28 protein-coding genes are annotated in these 19,300 nt (G+C 40.4%); 24 read left to right on the top strand and 4 right to left on the bottom strand.

Features of this window, described 5'->3' with window-relative positions; genetic code table 11:
* Positions 1–225: 225 nt before the first annotated feature.
* Positions 226–888 (bottom strand): MBL fold metallo-hydrolase, encoded by a 663-nt coding sequence (locus tag GSY63_RS00245; protein ID WP_166091319.1) that lies wholly within the window; start codon positions 886–888, stop codon positions 226–228.
* 4 nt (positions 889–892) lie between these two features.
* Positions 893–1,066 (bottom strand): DUF3606 domain-containing protein, encoded by a 174-nt coding sequence (locus GSY63_RS00250; RefSeq protein ID WP_166091321.1) that lies wholly within the window; start codon positions 1,064–1,066, stop codon positions 893–895.
* Positions 1,067–1,251: 185 nt separating this feature from the next.
* Here GSY63_RS00250 and GSY63_RS00255 point away from each other — a divergent pair, with 185 nt between their 5' ends.
* From GSY63_RS00255 to GSY63_RS00360, 22 genes are all read left to right on the top strand, one after another.
* The gene (locus GSY63_RS00255; RefSeq protein ID WP_166091323.1) at positions 1,252–1,641 is read left to right on the top strand and encodes a YidH family protein; all 390 of its coding nucleotides are present in this window, start codon (positions 1,252–1,254) and stop codon (positions 1,639–1,641) included.
* A gap of 109 nt (positions 1,642–1,750) precedes the next feature.
* The gene (locus GSY63_RS00260) at positions 1,751–2,239 is read left to right on the top strand and encodes a hypothetical protein (RefSeq protein WP_166091324.1); all 489 of its coding nucleotides are present in this window, start codon (positions 1,751–1,753) and stop codon (positions 2,237–2,239) included.
* Between the two features lie 26 nt (positions 2,240–2,265).
* Positions 2,266–3,369: a c-type cytochrome gene (locus tag GSY63_RS00265; RefSeq protein ID WP_202985352.1), complete on the top strand. Its 1,104-nt coding sequence runs from the start codon at positions 2,266–2,268 to the stop codon at positions 3,367–3,369.
* Between the two features lie 11 nt (positions 3,370–3,380).
* On the top strand, positions 3,381–3,836 hold the full coding sequence (locus GSY63_RS00270) for a DsrE family protein (protein WP_166091325.1): 456 nt from the start codon (positions 3,381–3,383) through the stop codon (positions 3,834–3,836).
* Between the two features lie 43 nt (positions 3,837–3,879).
* Positions 3,880–4,800, top strand: a complete 921-nt coding sequence (locus GSY63_RS00275) for a molybdate ABC transporter substrate-binding protein (RefSeq protein ID WP_166091326.1) — start codon at positions 3,880–3,882, stop codon at positions 4,798–4,800.
* 24 nt (positions 4,801–4,824) lie between these two features.
* Positions 4,825–5,463 (top strand): peroxiredoxin, encoded by a 639-nt coding sequence (locus tag GSY63_RS00280; RefSeq protein ID WP_166091328.1) that lies wholly within the window; start codon positions 4,825–4,827, stop codon positions 5,461–5,463.
* Positions 5,464–5,495: 32 nt separating this feature from the next.
* On the top strand, positions 5,496–6,110 hold the full coding sequence (locus tag GSY63_RS00285; protein WP_166091329.1) for a DUF305 domain-containing protein: 615 nt from the start codon (positions 5,496–5,498) through the stop codon (positions 6,108–6,110).
* A gap of 10 nt (positions 6,111–6,120) precedes the next feature.
* Positions 6,121–7,491: a beta-propeller fold lactonase family protein gene (locus GSY63_RS00290; RefSeq protein ID WP_202985353.1), complete on the top strand. Its 1,371-nt coding sequence runs from the start codon at positions 6,121–6,123 to the stop codon at positions 7,489–7,491.
* A 13-nt stretch (positions 7,492–7,504) separates the two neighbouring features.
* Entirely contained in the window at positions 7,505–8,248 is a 744-nt protein-coding gene (locus GSY63_RS00295; protein WP_166091330.1) for a substrate-binding domain-containing protein, read from the top strand.
* A gap of 11 nt (positions 8,249–8,259) precedes the next feature.
* Positions 8,260–8,721, top strand: a complete 462-nt coding sequence (locus tag GSY63_RS00300) for a hypothetical protein (protein WP_166583841.1) — start codon at positions 8,260–8,262, stop codon at positions 8,719–8,721.
* A 90-nt stretch (positions 8,722–8,811) separates the two neighbouring features.
* The gene (locus tag GSY63_RS00305; RefSeq protein WP_166091332.1) at positions 8,812–8,958 is read left to right on the top strand and encodes a hypothetical protein; all 147 of its coding nucleotides are present in this window, start codon (positions 8,812–8,814) and stop codon (positions 8,956–8,958) included.
* A 17-nt stretch (positions 8,959–8,975) separates the two neighbouring features.
* Positions 8,976–9,872: a LysR family transcriptional regulator gene (locus GSY63_RS00310; RefSeq protein WP_166091333.1), complete on the top strand. Its 897-nt coding sequence runs from the start codon at positions 8,976–8,978 to the stop codon at positions 9,870–9,872.
* A 110-nt stretch (positions 9,873–9,982) separates the two neighbouring features.
* Positions 9,983–10,354 (top strand): hypothetical protein, encoded by a 372-nt coding sequence (locus tag GSY63_RS00315; protein ID WP_166091335.1) that lies wholly within the window; start codon positions 9,983–9,985, stop codon positions 10,352–10,354.
* A gap of 51 nt (positions 10,355–10,405) precedes the next feature.
* Positions 10,406–11,071: an FAD-binding oxidoreductase gene (locus tag GSY63_RS00320; protein ID WP_166091336.1), complete on the top strand. Its 666-nt coding sequence runs from the start codon at positions 10,406–10,408 to the stop codon at positions 11,069–11,071.
* A gap of 26 nt (positions 11,072–11,097) precedes the next feature.
* Entirely contained in the window at positions 11,098–11,706 is a 609-nt protein-coding gene (locus tag GSY63_RS00325) for a Crp/Fnr family transcriptional regulator (RefSeq protein WP_166583842.1), read from the top strand.
* Between the two features lie 59 nt (positions 11,707–11,765).
* Positions 11,766–12,554 (top strand): sulfite exporter TauE/SafE family protein, encoded by a 789-nt coding sequence (locus tag GSY63_RS00330; protein WP_166091338.1) that lies wholly within the window; start codon positions 11,766–11,768, stop codon positions 12,552–12,554.
* A 1-nt stretch (position 12,555) separates the two neighbouring features.
* Positions 12,556–13,116 carry a YeeE/YedE family protein gene (locus tag GSY63_RS00335; RefSeq protein ID WP_166091339.1) on the top strand — a complete coding sequence of 187 codons (561 nt, stop codon included), beginning with the start codon at positions 12,556–12,558 and terminating at the stop codon, positions 13,114–13,116.
* Positions 13,113–13,523, top strand: coding sequence for a DUF6691 family protein (locus GSY63_RS00340; protein ID WP_202985354.1), 411 nt, complete (start codon positions 13,113–13,115; stop codon positions 13,521–13,523). The genes GSY63_RS00335 and GSY63_RS00340 overlap by 4 nt, the downstream gene beginning before the upstream one ends.
* 13 nt (positions 13,524–13,536) lie before the next feature.
* Positions 13,537–14,871 (top strand): MBL fold metallo-hydrolase, encoded by a 1,335-nt coding sequence (locus tag GSY63_RS00345; RefSeq protein WP_166091341.1) that lies wholly within the window; start codon positions 13,537–13,539, stop codon positions 14,869–14,871.
* 188 nt (positions 14,872–15,059) lie between these two features.
* Positions 15,060–15,467: a TlpA family protein disulfide reductase gene (locus GSY63_RS00350; protein ID WP_243749117.1), complete on the top strand. Its 408-nt coding sequence runs from the start codon at positions 15,060–15,062 to the stop codon at positions 15,465–15,467.
* Positions 15,468–15,469: 2 nt separating this feature from the next.
* A complete protein-coding gene (locus GSY63_RS00355) occupies positions 15,470–16,084 on the top strand; it encodes a class I SAM-dependent methyltransferase (RefSeq protein WP_166091344.1) in 615 nt (204 codons plus the stop codon).
* A gap of 80 nt (positions 16,085–16,164) precedes the next feature.
* A complete protein-coding gene (locus GSY63_RS00360) occupies positions 16,165–17,139 on the top strand; it encodes a YeiH family protein (RefSeq protein WP_166583843.1) in 975 nt (324 codons plus the stop codon).
* A 1-nt stretch (position 17,140) separates the two neighbouring features.
* Here GSY63_RS00360 and GSY63_RS00365 read toward each other — a convergent pair whose 3' ends face one another.
* Both GSY63_RS00365 and GSY63_RS00370 read right to left on the bottom strand, forming a co-directional pair.
* Complete coding sequence (locus GSY63_RS00365; RefSeq protein WP_166091346.1) at positions 17,141–17,758, bottom strand: hypothetical protein; 618 nt, start codon at positions 17,756–17,758, stop codon at positions 17,141–17,143.
* Positions 17,755–18,093 (bottom strand): PadR family transcriptional regulator, encoded by a 339-nt coding sequence (locus GSY63_RS00370; RefSeq protein ID WP_166091347.1) that lies wholly within the window; start codon positions 18,091–18,093, stop codon positions 17,755–17,757. The genes GSY63_RS00365 and GSY63_RS00370 overlap by 4 nt, the downstream gene beginning before the upstream one ends.
* Before the next feature lie 157 nt (positions 18,094–18,250).
* On the opposite strand from GSY63_RS00370, the gene GSY63_RS00375 reads away from it, so the two are divergent.
* Together GSY63_RS00375 and GSY63_RS00380 are read left to right on the top strand one after the other, a co-directional pair.
* The gene (locus tag GSY63_RS00375) at positions 18,251–18,619 is read left to right on the top strand and encodes a hypothetical protein (protein ID WP_166091348.1); all 369 of its coding nucleotides are present in this window, start codon (positions 18,251–18,253) and stop codon (positions 18,617–18,619) included.
* Positions 18,620–18,660: 41 nt separating this feature from the next.
* Positions 18,661–18,984 (top strand): hypothetical protein, encoded by a 324-nt coding sequence (locus tag GSY63_RS00380; protein ID WP_208094410.1) that lies wholly within the window; start codon positions 18,661–18,663, stop codon positions 18,982–18,984.
* The last annotated feature ends 316 nt before the right edge of the window (positions 18,985–19,300 follow it).

The following is a 19,300-nucleotide window of genomic DNA, read 5'->3' on the forward strand; positions in this document are numbered from 1 at the left end:
AATCTTCTTTAAGATACTGATTTTCAAGGCTTTAACCAAATATATTCGTCGCTAAATCGCTCACAATCAACGATTTATCTCCTGAAGTTATCAACATATTTCGACTCTTGATTCGCATTACTAATTAAGTTAGAATTTTATCTGTAAAAGAAATGTCTTTAATAACAAGAACCTTATCATAAAGGAACATTTTTATGATAGTAAGGACAAGCAGGAAAGCCACCTTTAATCAATTTCTACACTAAACCCAGCCTCTCCGGCAGCATAAAATTCAATATTTCTCTTCTTGAAATGTTTAGCGTAGTTCTCATACCGTTGCTTCAGAAAAAAGTCTTTCGCATAGCCGTCGTGAACCGGAAGTATATGCTTTGGATGAATTTTGTCGCCAAATTCAGCAACTTTCAGTTCGGTAGTAAAGGGTGCCATGATTGGAAGAATCAATAAATTTATTCCTTCATATGCATAAAGCTTTAGCTCAAACGAATCAACCGGATTCAATATTGTATCGTCAATAACGTAAGCTTGCATATCCGGGAAGGGGCTATCCAATATAGGCTCGTGAGCAACATTTAAAACATCCAAACTAAAAGGACCAATTGTCATTTCGCCTTCTTCGACAAGAATACTTTCCAAACCATTGGCAAAAAGTTCTTTCGAAACTTCTGCGTTAGTATAAATAGTAGCCTTACTTAGTTCAATTATCTTTTTCAAATTCTCCATATCCAAATGGTCGGGATGATTGTGGGTGATAATCACCGATTGCACATCATTAAACATTTCCGCTGTGACTAACCCTTCAGCAAAAGAAAACTTTCCAGGATCAAATAGAATTTTAAAGCCAGTTTTTTCAAATAAAAGACAAGAATGAATGTATTTTGTAATCTTCACTACCTTATTTTTTTAAATACTTTTCTATTTCTTCTGTAGAGTTTCCTACTTTACTTATTGCGGACTTTAATTCATCGACTGAAATTTTAAAGTGTTTTGCCCAATACTCAAAATCATAAGCCTCACTTGATTCAAATTCCCTTTCGTCGCGCTCTTTAGCATTTATCGATTCATCCATGTTTTAATTATTTATCTACTCAATAACATTAAGCACAAGTTATGGTTTCATTACCTGAGATTATACTTGTTTAACGAGTTATCTTATAATTAGTAAAGCCTCAATAGCTTAATTGTCGTGGCTTACCGTCCTATAAAGTAAATCGTTGCTAACTAATTAAACATTTTGTTGTTTATGAAACACTTATGTCAACCGAAGAAAACAAGCCAACCTCAAACCCCAGCGACCACCTCGCTAATGAAAGAACATTTTTAGCCTGGATCAGGACCAGTGTTGCCATAATGGGCTTCGGCTTTGTGGTGGTAAAATTTGCGCTTTTTATTAAACAGATCTCATTAGTCTTGAATACTAAACAAACCGTGTTACCCGGCAAAGGTTATTCTACACAAATTGGAATCTTACTGGTGGCCATTGGTGCTTTTATGGCTTTGTATTCGTACTTGAGATATCGAAATACGGAAAAGCAACTCTTAAATAAGGCCTATAAGCCATCACAGCTTCCTTCACTTTTACTAACCCTAGCTATTGTGATAGTAGGTGCCTTATTAGTGATCTACCTGATACCGGGTCTATAATCAAAATTGTTTAATAACATTTAGTTATTGAACATCATTAATCATGATAAAAATACCCTTCATTCTGTAATTACTTTTGATGTATTAAATAACAACAAAATATTACAAAATGAAAAACTCAATAATCAAAACAGCACTTATCCTGATGGTATCAGGATTTACAATTAACGCCAATGCTGCAACAGGCGGTGTAAAAGCGCCAGAACAAGTTACTGCTGAATTTACAGCTAAATATCCCGGCGCAGTACTTAAGGATTGGAAAATGGACAAAGCCGGTTACAAGGCAGAATTTAAGCTTAACCACAAAAAACAAACTGCTGTTTACGCTGCAGACGGAACCTGGTTAAAAAGTTCGATAAAGCTAAGCGGGACCAAAGACATGCCGTTGGCAGTTAAAACTGCATTGAGGAACAGCAAATATGCTTCATTCTATGAAGATGAGATCAAGGAAGTTACCACCCAAAACGGAACGCTATATGTTTTAACCATTGACAATCATAGCGGAAGTACAATGGCTACCGAGGGTTACGGCTCATGGGAAGATTACCAGATAATTTACGACATTAACGGCGCTCTTTTAAGCTTAAAAGAATTATAATAATCCTCTTAATAAATAATAGTATCATGCAACCCGAAGAAGAAAAAGAACTGGTTAAAACGATAGTAAAGGTATCACGCTATACGATTTATATTACGTTGATTGCTGTAGCATGTATGGCAATTACAATAGTTTCCTTATTCAATAACGGATCGGGAACTACAGCAAGCCCCAAAGCAAATGAGGGCGCAGCTACAACCAGTGTTACTGCTCCTTCATCTCCGCTTGCCGCAGCTGGAACTACGCCGAGAGCCATACCTGCAGATGCCTGGAAAGCGCCGGATGAAAGCACCATCCCGGCAGGAAAAGCAGGCGACATGATTCGTTATGGAAAAGAGCTTTTAGTACATACATCTCAATATTTTGGCCCGCAGGGTTCGGTTGCGCATATTACCAACGGCATGAACTGCCAGAATTGTCACCTTGCAGGCGGCACTAAATTGTTCGGAAACGATTACGCCGGTTTCATTGCCAGCTATCCAAAAATGAGTGGGCGCAGCGGTAAGGTAGAGCCAGCTTCAGAACGAATAGCGGAATGTTTTGAACGCAGCCTGGCAGGTAAAGTACCGGATACTTCAAAAAAAGAGATCCAATCTATATTGGCCTACATGAAATGGATCGGTAAGGATGTAAAAAAAGGGCAGAAACTATTCGGAAGTGCAACAGAAAAGTTGGCCTTCATGGATGGGGCTGCCGATCCGATAAAAGGAAAGGCGGTTTTTACCATGAAATGTCAAAGCTGTCACGGCAATAACGGAGAAGGCATGTTAGCGGCCGATAAAAAATCCTACACCAATCCGCCTCTATGGGGTAAGCATAGTTATAATGATGGTGCGGGTATGTACAGGCTGACCAATCTTGCCGGATTTGTTAAAAACAATATGCCTTTCGGCGCCACTTATGAAAGTCCACAGCTGACAGATGAAGAAGCCTGGAACGTAGCAGCCTTTATTAACACCCAACCCCGTCCGCACAAAGACCAGCACAATGACTGGAAGGATTTGAAAAAGAAACCGATAGATTTTCCTTTTGGGCCGTATGCGGATGCCTTTAGCGAAAAACAGCACAAACTTGGCCCCTTTAAGCCAATCAAAGACGCACAAAAAGAATTAACCGTTAAAAAATCATAAACATAAAAACCATGAAAAAGTACACCTTAATTTTAGTAGCCTTTGCCTTTTTAACTTTTGTAAAAACAGCAAGCGCCCAAACCGATCCGGCAGCTTTTACCGGCGCAACAGCAAAATTGAAGCATTACGATGCGCTATACATCCTAAATTCAAACGACGATAAAAAAATAAAGGGCACGCTGCGCAATATTGACAACGCGCTGGAAGATGTCCGCCTGAAAGGCAAATTGCATGTGGAGCTTATCGCCTTCGGCGATGGCGTTGCCGTTTATATGAAGAGCGGCGCATATGAGCAAACCTTAAAAGACTTGCAAGCCAAAGGTGTTGTTTTAGCTCAATGCAGCAATACGATCAAAGAACGAAAAATAGATAAAAACGACCTATTCCCGTTTGTATCCTACGTACCAAGCGGTAATGGCGAGATTATCATCCGTCAATATCAAGGCTGGGCTGTCGTTCATCCATAACCTCCTTATCATTCTAAAAATCATTTACAAACATTAAAGTCAAATGAAAAATTATAAAAATATATTGTTTAGCGTAGCAGCATTTATTGCATGCAGCAACCAAGTTAAAGCCCAGGAGCACCGGTTTGATCCGCCCTGGAACACTCCGCCGGAAAGCAAGGTGATGTTTACCGTGCCGGGGGTTGATAATGTTCCCGACCTGTTTGGTGACATCAACGACCCGCAGTTAGTTGTGTTCTTTGCCGGTAACCAGTTTATGTGCCTGGATGATATGATGGCGGCATTTAAGAAGGCTTATCCGCAATATCAGCGGGTATTTGCGGAAACGTTGCCTCCGGGCATTTTAGCCAAACAAATTATGGGTGGTTCGATCACCATCGGAAACCTGCGTATTACGCTTAAACCTGATGTATATACTGCAGGAAAAAACCGTACAGATCAAATGCCGGAATACTTCAGCAAAACCGAACCGTACGCCTATAACCGTCTGGCTATAATGGTACAGAAAGGCAATCCGAAAAATATTAAAGGATTAAAAGATTTAGGGCAGGCTGCGATTCGTGTTAGTATGCCGAACCCGGATTTTGAAGGGATAGGTAAACGCATTGAGCAGGCTTATGTACTCGCAGGTACAGAATCTTTGCGTAAGACTATTATGGAAGATAAGTTAAAGGATAGTACCACTTACCTTACCCAGATCCATCACCGTCAATCACCGATGCGTATTATGTACGGTCAATCGGACGCTGCCCCGGTATGGTATAGTGAGGCTTATTACCAGGTGATGATCAAACACCCGGTTGATATGGTCGAGATCCCTTCTGATCAGAATATCAACGCGACTTATGTTGCAGGACAACTAAAAAATGCGCCGCATGCACAGGCAGCCAGGGATTTTATGGACTTTTTGGTTAGCCCGGCAGCCAAAGCGATATACCGCAAATACGGATTTACAACCAAATAATAAACGAACATTAACATTAAAAATATGTCATTGCATTTAGGAGATTTAGCTCCAAACTTTACCGCACAAACTACCATCGGGGAAATTGATTTTTACGAGTACCTGGGCGATAGCTGGGGCGTATTATTTTCTCACCCTGCCGACTATACTCCCGTATGCACTACTGAACTGGGTAAGACTGCTCTATTAAAAAGCGAATTTGATAAACGAAATGTAAAAGCACTTGCTTTAAGTATAGACCCGCTTGATAAGCATCTTGCCTGGATCAGTGATATTAACGAAACCCAAAATTGCAGCGTAGAATTTCCACTTATTGCAGACGAAGATCGAAAAGTATCGATGTTATATGATATGATCCATCCAAATGCATCGGCAACAGCCACCGTTCGTTCCTTATTTATCATCGGGCCTGATAAAAAAGTTAAACTGATGATCACCTATCCGGCATCTACCGGGCGTAATTTCAATGAAGTATTACGGGTGATAGATTCTTTACAGCTAACCGACGAATACAGCGTAGCTACGCCAGCGAATTGGGAAGCAGGCGAGGATGTCATTATTGGCTTAGGTGTTAAAACAGAAGATATTGAATCAAAGTTTCCCGAAGGACATCGTATTGTGAAACCTTATTTAAGGTATACGCCGCAGCCGACAAAACAATAGACTGGTTCAATGTTTATAAATATTCATTTTATATGATGCCAAAACTCAGTTTTGTTATTTTGTTGATGTCGCTTTTTGGTGTAGCCAAAGCTCAGCATCACGATATGTCTATGTCAATGTCGATGCCTACTTCAACAAACGTATACCTGAAAATGATGGATCAGATGATGGTTAATATGGATAGGGTCGTACCCACCGCGTCAGCCGATGAAGATTTCCTGGCGATGATGATCCCGCATCATCAGGGCGCTGTGGATATGGCGAATTATGAAATAGCGCACGGCAAAAACCGGGAGCTGATCCAACTGGCCAAAAGTATCAAAGCCGAACAACTGGTGCAGATCCAGCAAATGCAATTGCTGCTACGCAATACCAAAACATTTGCCGGCAAAGGCAAAGCTCATCAACAGGCCAATCAAAAAATGATGGTGGTCATGATGCAGCAAATGCCGAAAGATAAAACGCTAAGTAACGACGACAATGCTTTTGCCCGAGTCATGATCCCGCACCACCAGGCCGCTATTGACATGGCTAAGGTGGCGTTGCAATACGGGACCGATAAAAACACCAAGCGTCTTGCCGAAAGTATTATCTCGGATGAGCAGATCGAAATTGATCAAATGAAGAAATTCACACCTATCCAATAAACAAACACCGATGAAAAAATTAATGATCCTGTTCCTGTTATTGCCGCTGACTAAATTAAGCGCACAGGACCGTGTGTACACCGGTAACCAGATCTCAAATACGGTATCGGTGATAGACCCTAAAACGCAAACCTATCTGGGTGAGATCGTATTGGGAAAACCCCAGCCGGAGATCTTAAGTCCGCTTTATAAAGGCCAGGCACTGGTACACGGCCTGGGCTATACCCCAAAAAGGCAATTACTGGCCGCCGTATCTATCGGCTCCAACTCAGTTACATTTATCTCTACTGCCACCAACAAGTTACTGAAAACAGTTTATATTGGAAGGTCGCCGCATGAGGCTACGTTTAATCCGTCGGGCACACAAGCCTGGATCTCGGTAAGAGGTGAAGCTTACATCAGTGTGATCGATGCCGCCACGCTGAAAGAGATCAAACGAGTTCCTGTGGCAGACGGGCCGGGCATGGTTTCCTTTACCCCGAACGGAAAATGGGCCTATGTATGTTCCAGCTTTACGGCGCAATTGGATGTGGTGAATACGGCGACCTATAAAGTAGTTAAAAGTATCCCGGTTGTCAGCCCGTTCTCGCCGAATATATTTTGCAGCCCTGACGGTAAATGGATCGCAATGACCCATAAAGACGTTGGCAAGGTAACCCAGATCAGTACCGCCACCAATAAAATAGAAAAAGTGTTCAATACCGGCCCGATTACCAATCACGTTACGTTTACCGTTACCAACAAGGTGCCCTTAATGCTCGTGACCGTTGGCGGCGAAAACACCCTGAAAGTATTTGATATCAACCAGGGTTTCAAACTGGTGGATAGCATAACCACGGGTTCATTACCACATGGCGTATGGCCTTCCGGCGATGGTAAATTTGCTTATGTAGGGCTGGAGAATGATGATCAGGTTCAGGTAGTGGACTTGGTAAAAATGGCCATTGTAAAAACGATCCCGATCGGTCAGTGCCCACAGGCTTTACTGTACGCTGTTAATGCGGGACCGGTAACACCTCTTACGACGGGCTTATCACCCCTGAATGCAGGTAATAAAAGCCAGGTAATTAAAATGAAAAGCACCGGCGCGATCAGCGCTACAGGCATGCTCAATGCAAGAAGTGTAGGCTTAACCGACCTGGTACAACAGGATTTCAAAAAGCTGGAAGCTAATACCGCATATACTTTAGCACTCACCAATTCCACCGAACAGCCCTACAAAACAGATTATGTAATCAATGCATTTAAAACGGATGCCAAGGGAGCTTTCAGCGGTCAGTCTACCGGTATTATTAAGAGTGTAGGCAAGCCTATGGCTGATTATAAAATGGTGATCCTGATCAACGATGCCAATAAAACTACGGTAATGGCAGGTCAATAATTAGAAGATAATCATGAAAAAATACATTTTAAGTATCGCAATGATAATGGCGGTTTGTTTCGCAACTTACGCTCAAACTGATACCCTGCACGTCTATGGACCGGGAGGCCCACTATCGGCGATGCAGGATTGCGCTAAAGTATTTACCGCAAAGACAGGTATTCCTGTAATCGTAACGGGAGGCCCCGAGCCTAAATGGCTGACCCCGGCTCAGCAAAATGCCGATGTGATCTATGGAGGTGCCGAATATATGCTTACCCAGTTTATCCAGACCCATCCGGGGATGGTTGATGTCGGTACAAGAGTTGAGCTGTATAAAAGAAGAGCAGCCATTTTGGTCAGGCCGGGAAACCCTAAACATATTGCATCGCTGAAAGACCTGACCAAACGGGGGATACATATTTTAGATGTGAACGGTGCAGGGCAATTTGGATTATGGGAAGATATTGCCGGAAAAGAGGGTCTGATTGAAAATATCCAGCGGAATATCTCAGGTTCGTTCGCCAATACCGCTTTGGGCATAGATGCTTGGAAAAAAGATAATACCTATGACGCCTGGATTACTTATGCCTCATGGCATGAAAACCTGAAAGGTATTACACAGGTAGTAGAATTTCCGGCCTCATCACTCTTGTACCGTGGTACTCCCGTAGCATTAACGACAAACGGTAAGCAAAGGCAGCAGTCAAATCAATTTGTTCAGTTCCTTCAAAGCGCAGCGGGTCACGCGATATTTAAAAAATGGGGTTGGGAATAATTAAGCGTAAGATGCCTTTATTAAATGACGCCTTAATTGCCGGGTTTATCGCCATCTCGGTAAATACTTTATTGCTCCAACTTGCACCTATGATCCATATTAAGGCGGAAGGTGGCGGACTTTTAAAATTATTATTACAATATGGCCGGCCAATAACCGGCCATATTGCTTTTTTATATACCTCATTATTTGGCGTTGTCTTTCATTACCTTACAGGACTTGTAATGGTAATAATTTATATTTGCTGGTTTAGCCGGTTGCTAAAAATGTCTGGATGGATTAAAGGCAGCCTTTTTTCTTTATTGCCCTGGCTAATTAATGGATTTATAGTGTTACCACTTTTAGGGTACGGTTTGCTTGGTAATTATAAACTCTCCTTAGCAGGAATGTGTTATTTTATGATAACGAATTGGTTATTCGGATTGGTACTCGGATGGCTATTTGCTTATTTGAATAAATCTCTAAACAAATAATCCATAACTTTACATTATCAACCATGTATAATGGTGATGAAAATGGCGTGTTTTTATAATTGATCTTTGATTAGCAAAATCAAACAGATCATGAAAACTTTACAAAGCTTAACTCATCACCAATTTACAGAAAGAACAATCATATTAGGTGATAAAGCAATTAACACAGGGGCAATAATAGCAGCCTTCGCATTTTTAGTTTTACCTTTTATATTAATGATTGCCAGGTTATCTTAAAACTTTAATACATCCAAATGTTAGATTTCCGATTGCAGGTATTTTATACGGTAGCCAAAAGGCTTAATTTCACTAAAGCCTCAACCGAGCTATATATTAGCCAGCCAGCGGTTACCAAACACATTAAAGAGTTAGAAGCTGAATATAAGGCAACCCTCTTTGAACGTAGCGGCAATAAAAAGATCGTATTGACCCCGGCGGGTGATATGTTGCTTCAATATGCTGATAAGCTATTGGCCATTTATAAAGAATTAGAATTCGATATGAACCTACTGATAAAACAGCATTCAGGCGTATTGCGTATTGGTGGTAGTAATACCGTCGCACAGTATGTAATACCTCCGGTACTGGCACAGTTTCATAAAAAGTTTACAGACACGCGTGTAAACTTGGTTACGGGTAATACAGAGCAAATAGAACAGGCTTTATTAAATAAAGAGATAGACCTGGGAGTGGTAGAAGGAATAAATCGTAACCCGCAGATAAAATACCAGGAATTTATTGCCGATGAACTGGTGCTGGTTTGCAGTACGGCCAATAATATCATAAAAAAAGATATGATAAAGCCGGAAGAATTAAAAACGCTTCCTTTACTGTTGCGTGAACCGGGGTCAGGTTCACTGGATGTTATTGCACATGCGCTGAAGCCATTTGATATTAAATTATCCGACCTGCAAACAGAAATGCAGTTAGGAGGAACTGAGAGCATTAAATCGTACCTGATGCATAGCAGTTGTTTCGCCTTCCTTTCTGTTCAGTCTATATTAAATGAACTTAAGGCAAATACTTTGAAAATAGTAGATGTTAAAGACTTTAATATAGAACGGCCTTTTTATTTCATTCAGCTACACGGTCAACCATCCTCACTGGCTGAATTATTTATGCGTTTTTCCAAAACTTACAAGGCACATTAAGTTTATAATGCTGTTTAATCAATAACTAATGGTTATTGTAAATCAATAAGTGTGATAAAAATTGAGAGTTTTTCTGATTGATATTTGTATCAACAAAAAGAAAAAACATCATGAAAACATTTCAATTAGTAGTCGACCCCAAAATCTTAATTACCGGTAAATCTTGTCACTACAGTTACGCCCCGGTAAAAAACGTTGAACATATCGCTTTGGAAGACAAAGCAATGATTGGGATTAAAACCAAAACAGGTTGGTTTGATAAAGATGCACCGCAAAACCTTTCTTATAAAGAAGCGGGTATAAGGGCAATAATCGTAGTATTTATGCCGACACTCTCCGCTATCGACTGGTATTTACACACCCATACGATGATCTTTATTGCTCCTTTGACCATGTATCTTGCAGTAAGCGCACTTACAATGACCTGCCAGGTGAAAGGGTTATTTACCAAAAACAAGCAGAATAATAGCCAGGTATTGTAAATAAGCCTTATTATATATAACAGGATTTTTTTGAAAAAAAACGCTTATAAAATGGAAAACATCGTTCAAATAATTTCGATCAAAGACATTACTCACAATGTAAAACGATTTAGAGTGACAAAGCCTGCTGGCTATCATTTTAATGCCGGGCAAGCTACCGAATTGTCCATTAATGCCCCCGGGTGGAAGGAAGAAAAACGCCCGTTTACATTTACCAGCCTCAATAATGATAGTTTTCTTGAATTCACTATAAAAATTTATAATGATCATCAGGGCGTAACTAACCATTTGGATATGCTGCAAAAAGGCGACGAACTCATTTTAAGAGATGTTTGGGGAGCTATTGAATATAAAGGGCCGGGGTATTTTATCGCAGGTGGTGCAGGCATTACGCCAATGTTGGCCATATTAAGGCAACTACATCAATATGGGCAGCTGGAAGGAAATAAACTTTTCTTCTCAAATCAGACCGATCAGGATATTATTCTTCACGACGAGCTACAGGATATGCTTTGCCAGAATGTTATATTCACAACTACTCGTCAAAACGATGTTGCGCATGACCATCGCAGGATAGATGCTGCATTTTTGCAAGCCGAAGTTAAAAATTTCGATAAACATTTCTATGTATGCGGCCCGGACCAAATGGTGTCTGCTATCAATGAAGCTTTAAAACTGGAGGGGGTAACGCCTGACTATTTAGTTTTTGAACAGTAATCCGTTAGTTCCGCTATCTTTGTTCTATGAAACTATTCGGAGCAATTTTAGAAGAAGAACTGCGAGCCAACAGCCAGCTTAAAACCCTGCCGGCTGAAACGGTGATGATGCAATCGAATAGTTATATTCGGTCTATCCCGGTGGTGCTTTCCGGTAGCATGCGTGTGATTGGCGAAGATGAAGACGGGCGGGAAATATTACTTTACTACATCAAACCCGGCGAAAGCTGCATTATGTCTTTTTTGGCCGGGATACATGAAGATACCAGTAAGGTCAAATTAGTGGTGGAGGAAGATTCGGAAGTGTTGATGCTGCCTATTGCCAAAGCCAGTGAATGGATCAAGGTATACCCGGAATGGGCGGACTTTATCTTTAAACTTTACCATAGACGTTTCGAGGAATTGCTGGATGTGATCAACGCGGTTGCCTTTCAAAAGTTAGACGACCGGATCGTGACCTTGCTGAAAAGAAAAGCAAGTGTTTACGGATCGAATGAGTTCAGCATTACCCATCAGCAACTGGCCGAAGAATTGGGCACCACCCGCGAGGTGATCTCCCGGCTGCTTAAACAAATGGAAAAACAGGAATTAATTACGCTCTCCAGAAATAAAATCATTTTAAATATCCCTCTGTAACATAGGTCACCATTTCACAGTCTGCATCCTGGTACATTTGTTTCCTAATCAAAAAATGAGTGGAAATAGCAGGATACGCGGCGGCAATATTAATAGGTCTATCTTTAGGTTTGATCGGCGGTGGCGGTTCTATTCTCACTGTTCCCATATTAGTTTATTTTTTCCTGATCGACCCTGTTATAGCGACAACCTATTCGCTGTTTGTAGTAGGGTTAACCAGCTCGGCAGGCGCGATAAGCCATTACCGAAAAGGTAATGTTAATTTTAAAATAGCTTTTGTATTTGGTATCCCATCATTAATAGCTGTATTCATCATGCGTAAATGGGTGATGCCCGTCCTACCGCATCATTTGCTCAATATGGGGTCGTTTGAATTGACCAAACCGGTGTTGTTAATGCTTGTTTTCGCGGTATTAATGTTGGCCGCTTCTATTTCTATGATCAGGAAGAAAAAAGAAATTTTAGTTTCCGACCCGCTGTTGAGCTATACTAAATTAGTGATCCAAAGTATTTTAGTGGGCATCATCACTGGTTTTGTTGGCGTAGGGGGTGGTTTTTTGATCATTCCCTCCTTAGTGCTATTCGCGGGTTTACCAATGAAAAAAGCGGTAGGCACATCCTTAATGGTAATGACCATCAGTTCATTGTTAGGCGTAATGGGTGACGTAAGCCGGCATGCCCCAATCGATTATAAATTCTTATTGCTGTTTTCAGCATTTGCCATAGCCGGAATTATAACGGGCAGCTATTTAACCAAATATATAAGCGAAACAAAACTAAAGCCTGCTTTTGGCTGGTTTGTGTTGTTAATGGGGATTTTTGTTTTGATCACAACTTTAATTAAATAACATGGAGCTAATTAAACAACCCTGGCCCTGGTATGTGGCTGGCCCCCTGATCGGGTTGATCGTACCGGCTTTACTTCTTTTAGGTAATAAAACCTTTGGTATTTCCGGAACGCTTAGACAGGTCTGCGCTGCCTGTATTCCCGCCAATATTTCATTCTTTAAGTATGACTGGAAAAAGGAAAGTTGGAATCTCTTTTTTGCTGCCGGAATAATTATAGGCGGCTTTATCGCTTCCTACCTGCTTTCCAACACCGGGCAGATAAATATCAATCCACATACGACAGCGTTGCTACAGCAGGAAGGTGTAAAAGATTTCAGCGGGTTATTGCCGCAGGATATATTCAGCTTTAGCCAGCTGTTCACCCTCCGTGGATTTATTTTTATTGTTGTGGGTGGTTTTCTGGTTGGTTTCGGAACCCGTTATGCGGGAGGTTGCACTTCAGGTCACGCCATCATGGGAATATCGAATTTGCAATGGCCATCTTTAGTAGCAACGGGTTGTTTTATGATCGGAGGATTTGTAATGACCTGGTTTGTTTTACCTTATTTATTACAGTTATGAAAAATATAAAATTCTTAGTGGTAGGGATGATCTTTGGTATTATCCTCGTCAAATCACAAGTGATCTCCTGGTTCCGGATACAGGAAATGTTCCGCTTGCAAGCCTTTCATATGTATGGGATTATCGGCAGTGCCATAGTTGTAGGCATCATTTCAATTCAGCTCATCAAACGGTTTCAGTTAACGACCGTACACGGAGAGCAAATTGTTATTCCTGACAAAACATTTCATTGGGGTAATGTCTACGGTGGATTGATTTTCGGTTTAGGCTGGGCAATAACCGGAGCTTGTCCGGGACCGCTTTTCGCCGAGATCGGCAGCGGCTTCTTCGTAATTATCGTTACGCTGTTAAGCGCGATTACGGGAACGTGGACTTATGGTTTATTAAGGGAGAAATTGCGTCATTAATATAACAGATAAAATGAAAATCGAACAATTTGAAGATAAAGGACTGTCTCACTATTCCTATGCTATTTTAAGTGAATGTGACCGGCAGATAATTCTAATAGATCCGTCACGGGATGTAAGCCATTATTTGGCTTATGCTGAAAATAATGAAGCGACGATCATCGGCGTAATCGAAACCCATCCGCATGCGGATTTTATAAGCGGGCATTTAGAATTGCATCAAACAGCTGGCGCGACTATTTTTTGTTCTGCATTAGTAGGCGCAGCTTATCCGCATCAAACTTTTGATGATGGGAATAGTGTCAGTTTTGGTAAGATAACATTAAAGGTGCTAAATACGCCCGGCCACTCTCCTGATAGTATCTCCATCGTATTAATGCACGATGGTAAAGATAAAGCGGTATTTACAGGTGATACTTTATTCATCGGCGATTGCGGCAGGCCGGACTTGCGTGAAAGTGCTGGTAACCTGCCCGCTAAACGGGAAGAATTAGCAGCTAAAATGTATCATTCACTCCGGGATAAGTTAATGGTGCTGGACAATGACGTAATTGTTTACCCTGCGCATGGAGCCGGAACACTTTGTGGTAAGGCATTAAGCGAAGCCAACAGTAGTACCATCGGCGCCGAAAAATTGAGTAACTGGTCGCTGCAGCCCATGAACGAAATCGAATTCACGAAGCTGCTTTTGCAGGATCAGCCCTTTGTTCCTAAATATTTCCCATTTGATGTAGAATTAAATAGACACGGCGCAGGAAACCTGGCGCAGGCAATTGAAAATGTTCCTGTTGGCCAGGCTGGTATACTAAACAGCAGTATTTATATCATTGACACAAGGGCTGAAAAAGAATTTAAAAAAGGGCATCTTCCGGGATCTATCAACCTGCAAAATGGCGGCAAGTTTGAAACCTGGCTGGGGAGCATTATTGCACCCGAGGAAGCCTTTTACCTGGTCGCGGAAAATGAGCAAATACTCGAAAGCCTGATCTTGCGCTGCGCGAAGATTGGCTATGAGCATTTTATTGAACGGGCATTTGTTTTTCAGGCAGGAACAGCAATAATGGATGCTATTAACATAGATAGGTTTTCAACGAATCAAACGGAATATACCATTGTTGACATCAGGAATAGTGGAGAAGTGATGGAACACCCGGTTTTTAAAAATGCCATTCCTATACCGCTTCCCGAATTAAGGGAAAGAGTTTCGGAAATACCCTTTAATAAACCCATAATTGTACATTGCGCTGGTGGCTATCGCAGCGCGGCTGGCAGCAGTATCATTAATAATGCTTTTGGCGATAAAACAAAAGTATATGACCTTGGTGAATCTATAAAAGCATTTTTATAAACATGAGTATATCATCCATTCGTAAAAGGCTGACCGTTGCAAATATGCTGAATGGAGTTTTCATTGTATTGGTACTCATCGTTTTTTTCAACCCCTCTGCCAAGGCTTTACTGATTCGCGGTTTAATGCAGGTCGGTTTATTTCAACCCGATATATCGCAGCCGATAAAAACCACTAATAATACCAGTTTGCCAAATATCACTTTTCAAAATACCAACGGGCAAATACTAAACCTAAGCGATCAAAAAGGCAAGGTCATATTTATAAATTTTTGGGCGACATGGTGCCCGCCCTGTATAGCGGAAATGCCATCTGTTAATGAGCTCTATGAAAAACTGCAGCACAATAAAAATATTGTTTTTATCATGGTAGATGCAGATCATGACTTTAATAAATCAGTGCCATTTATGAATAAGCATCAATTCACCCTTCCCCTTTACGAGGCCAACAGCGAGATACCGGAGAATTTATTGAGTGGCTCAATTCCTATTACCGTTATCTTTGATAAAAAAGGGCAGTTGGTATTTCATCATGAAGGAGCAGGTGATTATAGTAGTGCAAAATTTGCAGATTATTTATTAAAACTGTCCCGTTAGTCATGGAAAGAAAAGATCATTGGGAAAATGTTTATCAAACCAAACAACTTTTGGAAGTCAGCTGGTTTGAGCCGATACCTGAAACTTCGGTTAAGATCATAGAAGAATTAGGCTTGTCTACAGATGCCGCGATCATTGACATCGGCGGGGGTGACAGTTTATTAGCCGATCATTTATTAGCATTGGGCTATACCAATATTTCAGTGCTCGACATATCATCAGCAGCGATTGAACGTGCTAAATTCCGTTTAGGCCCAAAAGCCGTTTTAATTAAATGGATAGTAAGCGATATGCTCTTATTTAACGGAACGGAAAAATTTGACGTCTGGCATGACAGGGCAACTTTTCATTTCCTGACCGACCCGCAGGATCAGCAGCTATATTTATATACCGTAAACAAGAACTTAAAGGATGACGGTTATTTAGTGCTCGGTACATTTTCCGTAAAAGGCCCCGAAAAGTGCAGTAATTTGCCGGTACAGCAATATTCGGAGCTTACACTTACCAGGCTTTTTAGCCGGTATTTTAAAAAGATAAATTGTTTCATTAAGGATCATACAACTCCATTTCAAACCTTACAGCAGTTTATCTTTTGTGTATTTCAAAAGAATCAATAACCTTTTGTTATTGAGCATACTATTTTATGATAAAAACGCCGGGTAAAATTGATTGATCTTTGGGTATCAAAACAACGAATATGAATACCCAACAATCAACAATACCATCGACCGGCCTACTATTTAATATTGGCACCAATGCTCAAAAGATATTATTTTTTATATGTGTCATCTTTTGCCTTTCACCTTTTGCAAGCCCCGCAATAGCTTTATTAATAGGCATCGTTATCGCACAATTTACAGGTCATCCTTACATTGACTTAAATCATAAAGCTGTTAACTTATTATTAAAAATAGCTGTTGTAGGCCTGGGTTTTGGGATGAATGTACATAGCGCCATGCAAGCGGGTAAAGAAGGAATTTTATTTACCATCGCTTCAATAACCGGGACCTTAGTATTTGGTTATTTCATGGGCAAGTGGTTAAATATTGAAAAGAAAACCTCTTATCTTATTTCAGCAGGTACAGCTATTTGTGGTGGAAGCGCTATCGCGGCTATTTCACCAGTGATCAAAGCTGATGAAAAACAAATATCTGTAGCCTTAGGATGTGTATTTATCCTTAACTCCATAGCATTGGTGATATTTCCTATTATAGGGCATCACTTTAATCTGTCTCAAACTCAATTCGGCTTGTGGTGTGCTATCGCAATCCACGATACCAGTTCAGTGGTAGGTGCTGCAAGCAAATACGGTGCTCATGCCTTAGAAGTGGCTACCACTGTAAAATTAGCCCGAGCTTTGTGGATCATCCCGATTGCTTTTATGTCGACCTTCATTTTCAAAAACAAATCAAAAAAGATCAGCATCCCCTATTTCATAGGCTTATTTATACTGGCTATGATAGCCAATACTTATATCCCAGCTACTAAAATTATCAGCCCCTACATGATCTCCATTGCTAAGGCCGGGTTAACCCTTACCTTGTTTCTGATCGGTGCAGGCTTATCCAGGAAAGTGATCTTGTCGGTTGGTTTTAAACCATTATTCCAGGGCGTTGTTCTTTGGATCATCATATCAGTTGCGGCTTTATATGCCGTAATGCATTTGGCTTAGTCTAAATGCCTTTCTTAACCTTTGTAATTCTCTTGTCTCTTATCAAGGGAACGATAAGAAATACAAACAGCCAGATTAATCCAAATACTACACTTGAACTTAGAAAAATAATACTTATTTTCTGTTTAATCAGATATTCCGCAATCGTCTGAAATAATGAAAACTGGAAAACAAACTGAAGCACCTGTTTGGCTTTGTTAGCAGATATCGTCAGATTATAAAGCAATAACAAAGGTAAAAGTGCGAAGCTGATCAACCGTCTGGATATTACAATAACCAGCCTATGTTTGGGTATATGCTGATATTTCATAAGCAAGCGGAAGATGAAAACAGTTAATATCATGACTGCAAATGATACCAAGAACTTTTTGCCGAGGAATTTTGGATATCCTTTGAATCCTTCAGTGTTTTCACTAATTTCAAGCAGATCTTTTTGCTTGACGTCTTGCTTCGCCCGCTCAAATGAAGTTTCAAAATCACTTCCTTCACCGAGATATAATTCTGTCAGGATTGCCAGGTGGTCGGCCATCTCTTTGATTAATTTGTCTTCAATTACTCCAGAATGTTTCAAATAACCTATTATCTGGTCATACTCAAATTCCGTTAATTCTCGCTTCATGCGATATTTACGTTAAAATCAATTACATCATTTAGCGATTTGATGAAAGATGCCAGTTCAGCGATCTTTTCGGTTGCTACGGCAGCGCCGCTTTTCGTCAGCCGGTAATATACCCTCGGCCTTTTGCCTACCATTACAGATTCTGTTTCCAAAACCCCAGTCGCTTCCAATTTGTGGAGAGACGAATACATCGCACCCTCACTGATCTGAATTTTATTAGCGGTAAGTTCTTTCACCGTTTGGGTGATCTCATACCCATACATCTTAACGTTTTCCGACAGTAGTTTCAAGATAATAATCTCAATTGTACCCTTTAGCAGCTCTTTAGAATACATACTTTTTTTTAGGCAAATATAGCCCTAAAATGATTACATACCCTTTATAGCAAGGTATATTTTGAAAAAGATTAAACCTTTAATTGAATATTGAGTTTAACACTTATATAAGATACGATGCATTGTATAAGGATGTATTTATCGATCAATTTTAAAGATGAAAAAGCTAATCATACTGTGTGGATTTATTTCAATTATGAACGTAGCGTGTGCGCAGCAAATGCAAAAAACACCCAATCAGAGGGCTGAACATAAGACTCTTTTACTTCAAAAACAATTGTCGCTTAATAAAGAACAAGCCAGAAAAGTAAAAGTAATAATGTTGGAGCAAGCTGTTCGCATAGATAGCCTTAAAGCTAACAGGCAAGCAGAAAAGAGAAACCGGCGGCTAACAAAACGGCAAATTATTGCCCAGACTGACGGCAGGATGGAAAAAATACTCTCTGCTGATCAAGAAGCAACATACCTTAAATGGAAAGAATTAAAAAAGGCAAAACACAGTAGAAATGGAAAACAGGCGGACTAACCACCGCTAGAAAATGAATTAATAACAACTAAATAATATCTATGAAAAAGAAATCAATTGTTGGTGGTTTATTTGTTGCCATGCTGGCAGTGACCAGTGTATCCAACTCACAGACCAGGACACCATTGATCAATCACCGGGAGAAAAACCAAAAAGCAAGGATTAATCAAGGTGTAAGAAGCGGTGAATTGACCCATCATGAGGCACATACGCTGAGAAATAATGAACGAAATATTAACGCAGAAAAAAGAATTGCAAGAGCAAACGGAAAAGTCGGCCCAAGGGAAAGGAGCATGATCCGCCATCAAGAAAGCCGGGATAGCCGAACAATTTACAATAAAAAACACAATGCAGCTGTCAATTAATTAATTGTTTAATCATACACCTATCAAAATGAAAATAATGAAATATCTGCTTTTACTCTTTGTAATCGCATTCAGCTTTAGTTCCTGTGTAGTCAGGCGTGGACCCGGATGGATTCCCGGTCACTATGATGTGGGTCCTTACGGTGGCAGGCATTGGGTTCCGGGTCATTATCGTTAATATATTTATTAAATCTCAATGCGAATCAAGAGTCGAAATATGTTGATAACTTCAGGAGATAAATCGTTGATTGTGAGCGATTTAGCGACGAATATATTTGGTTAAAGCCTTGAAAATCAGTATCTTAAAGAAGATTAC

The organism is Mucilaginibacter agri, assembly GCF_009928685.1.
In the GTDB taxonomy this organism is placed as follows: Bacteria; Bacteroidota; Bacteroidia; order Sphingobacteriales; family Sphingobacteriaceae; genus Mucilaginibacter; species Mucilaginibacter agri.

Coding starts and splice junctions, on each gene's coding strand:
- GSY63_RS00375 (WP_166091348.1), top strand. CDS start 18,251: ATGAAAAAGCTAATCATACTGTGTGGATTTATTTCAATTATGAACGTA.
- GSY63_RS00300 (WP_166583841.1), top strand. CDS start 8,260: ATGCCTTTATTAAATGACGCCTTAATTGCCGGGTTTATCGCCATCTCG.
- GSY63_RS00295 (WP_166091330.1), top strand. CDS start 7,505: ATGAAAAAATACATTTTAAGTATCGCAATGATAATGGCGGTTTGTTTC.
- GSY63_RS00365 (WP_166091346.1), bottom strand. CDS start 17,758: ATGAAGCGAGAATTAACGGAATTTGAGTATGACCAGATAATAGGTTAT.
- GSY63_RS00285 (WP_166091329.1), top strand. CDS start 5,496: ATGATGCCAAAACTCAGTTTTGTTATTTTGTTGATGTCGCTTTTTGGT.
- GSY63_RS00370 (WP_166091347.1), bottom strand. CDS start 18,093: ATGTATTCTAAAGAGCTGCTAAAGGGTACAATTGAGATTATTATCTTG.
- GSY63_RS00265 (WP_202985352.1), top strand. CDS start 2,266: ATGCAACCCGAAGAAGAAAAAGAACTGGTTAAAACGATAGTAAAGGTA.
- GSY63_RS00335 (WP_166091339.1), top strand. CDS start 12,556: ATGGAGCTAATTAAACAACCCTGGCCCTGGTATGTGGCTGGCCCCCTG.
- GSY63_RS00340 (WP_202985354.1), top strand. CDS start 13,113: ATGAAAAATATAAAATTCTTAGTGGTAGGGATGATCTTTGGTATTATC.
- GSY63_RS00320 (WP_166091336.1), top strand. CDS start 10,406: ATGGAAAACATCGTTCAAATAATTTCGATCAAAGACATTACTCACAAT.
- GSY63_RS00255 (WP_166091323.1), top strand. CDS start 1,252: ATGTCAACCGAAGAAAACAAGCCAACCTCAAACCCCAGCGACCACCTC.
- GSY63_RS00270 (WP_166091325.1), top strand. CDS start 3,381: ATGAAAAAGTACACCTTAATTTTAGTAGCCTTTGCCTTTTTAACTTTT.
- GSY63_RS00260 (WP_166091324.1), top strand. CDS start 1,751: ATGAAAAACTCAATAATCAAAACAGCACTTATCCTGATGGTATCAGGA.
- GSY63_RS00345 (WP_166091341.1), top strand. CDS start 13,537: ATGAAAATCGAACAATTTGAAGATAAAGGACTGTCTCACTATTCCTAT.
- GSY63_RS00305 (WP_166091332.1), top strand. CDS start 8,812: ATGAAAACTTTACAAAGCTTAACTCATCACCAATTTACAGAAAGAACA.
- GSY63_RS00280 (WP_166091328.1), top strand. CDS start 4,825: ATGTCATTGCATTTAGGAGATTTAGCTCCAAACTTTACCGCACAAACT.
- GSY63_RS00315 (WP_166091335.1), top strand. CDS start 9,983: ATGAAAACATTTCAATTAGTAGTCGACCCCAAAATCTTAATTACCGGT.
- GSY63_RS00250 (WP_166091321.1), bottom strand. CDS start 1,066: ATGGATGAATCGATAAATGCTAAAGAGCGCGACGAAAGGGAATTTGAA.
- GSY63_RS00290 (WP_202985353.1), top strand. CDS start 6,121: ATGAAAAAATTAATGATCCTGTTCCTGTTATTGCCGCTGACTAAATTA.
- GSY63_RS00275 (WP_166091326.1), top strand. CDS start 3,880: ATGAAAAATTATAAAAATATATTGTTTAGCGTAGCAGCATTTATTGCA.
- GSY63_RS00325 (WP_166583842.1), top strand. CDS start 11,098: ATGAAACTATTCGGAGCAATTTTAGAAGAAGAACTGCGAGCCAACAGC.
- GSY63_RS00310 (WP_166091333.1), top strand. CDS start 8,976: ATGTTAGATTTCCGATTGCAGGTATTTTATACGGTAGCCAAAAGGCTT.
- GSY63_RS00355 (WP_166091344.1), top strand. CDS start 15,470: ATGGAAAGAAAAGATCATTGGGAAAATGTTTATCAAACCAAACAACTT.
- GSY63_RS00360 (WP_166583843.1), top strand. CDS start 16,165: ATGAATACCCAACAATCAACAATACCATCGACCGGCCTACTATTTAAT.
- GSY63_RS00380 (WP_208094410.1), top strand. CDS start 18,661: ATGAAAAAGAAATCAATTGTTGGTGGTTTATTTGTTGCCATGCTGGCA.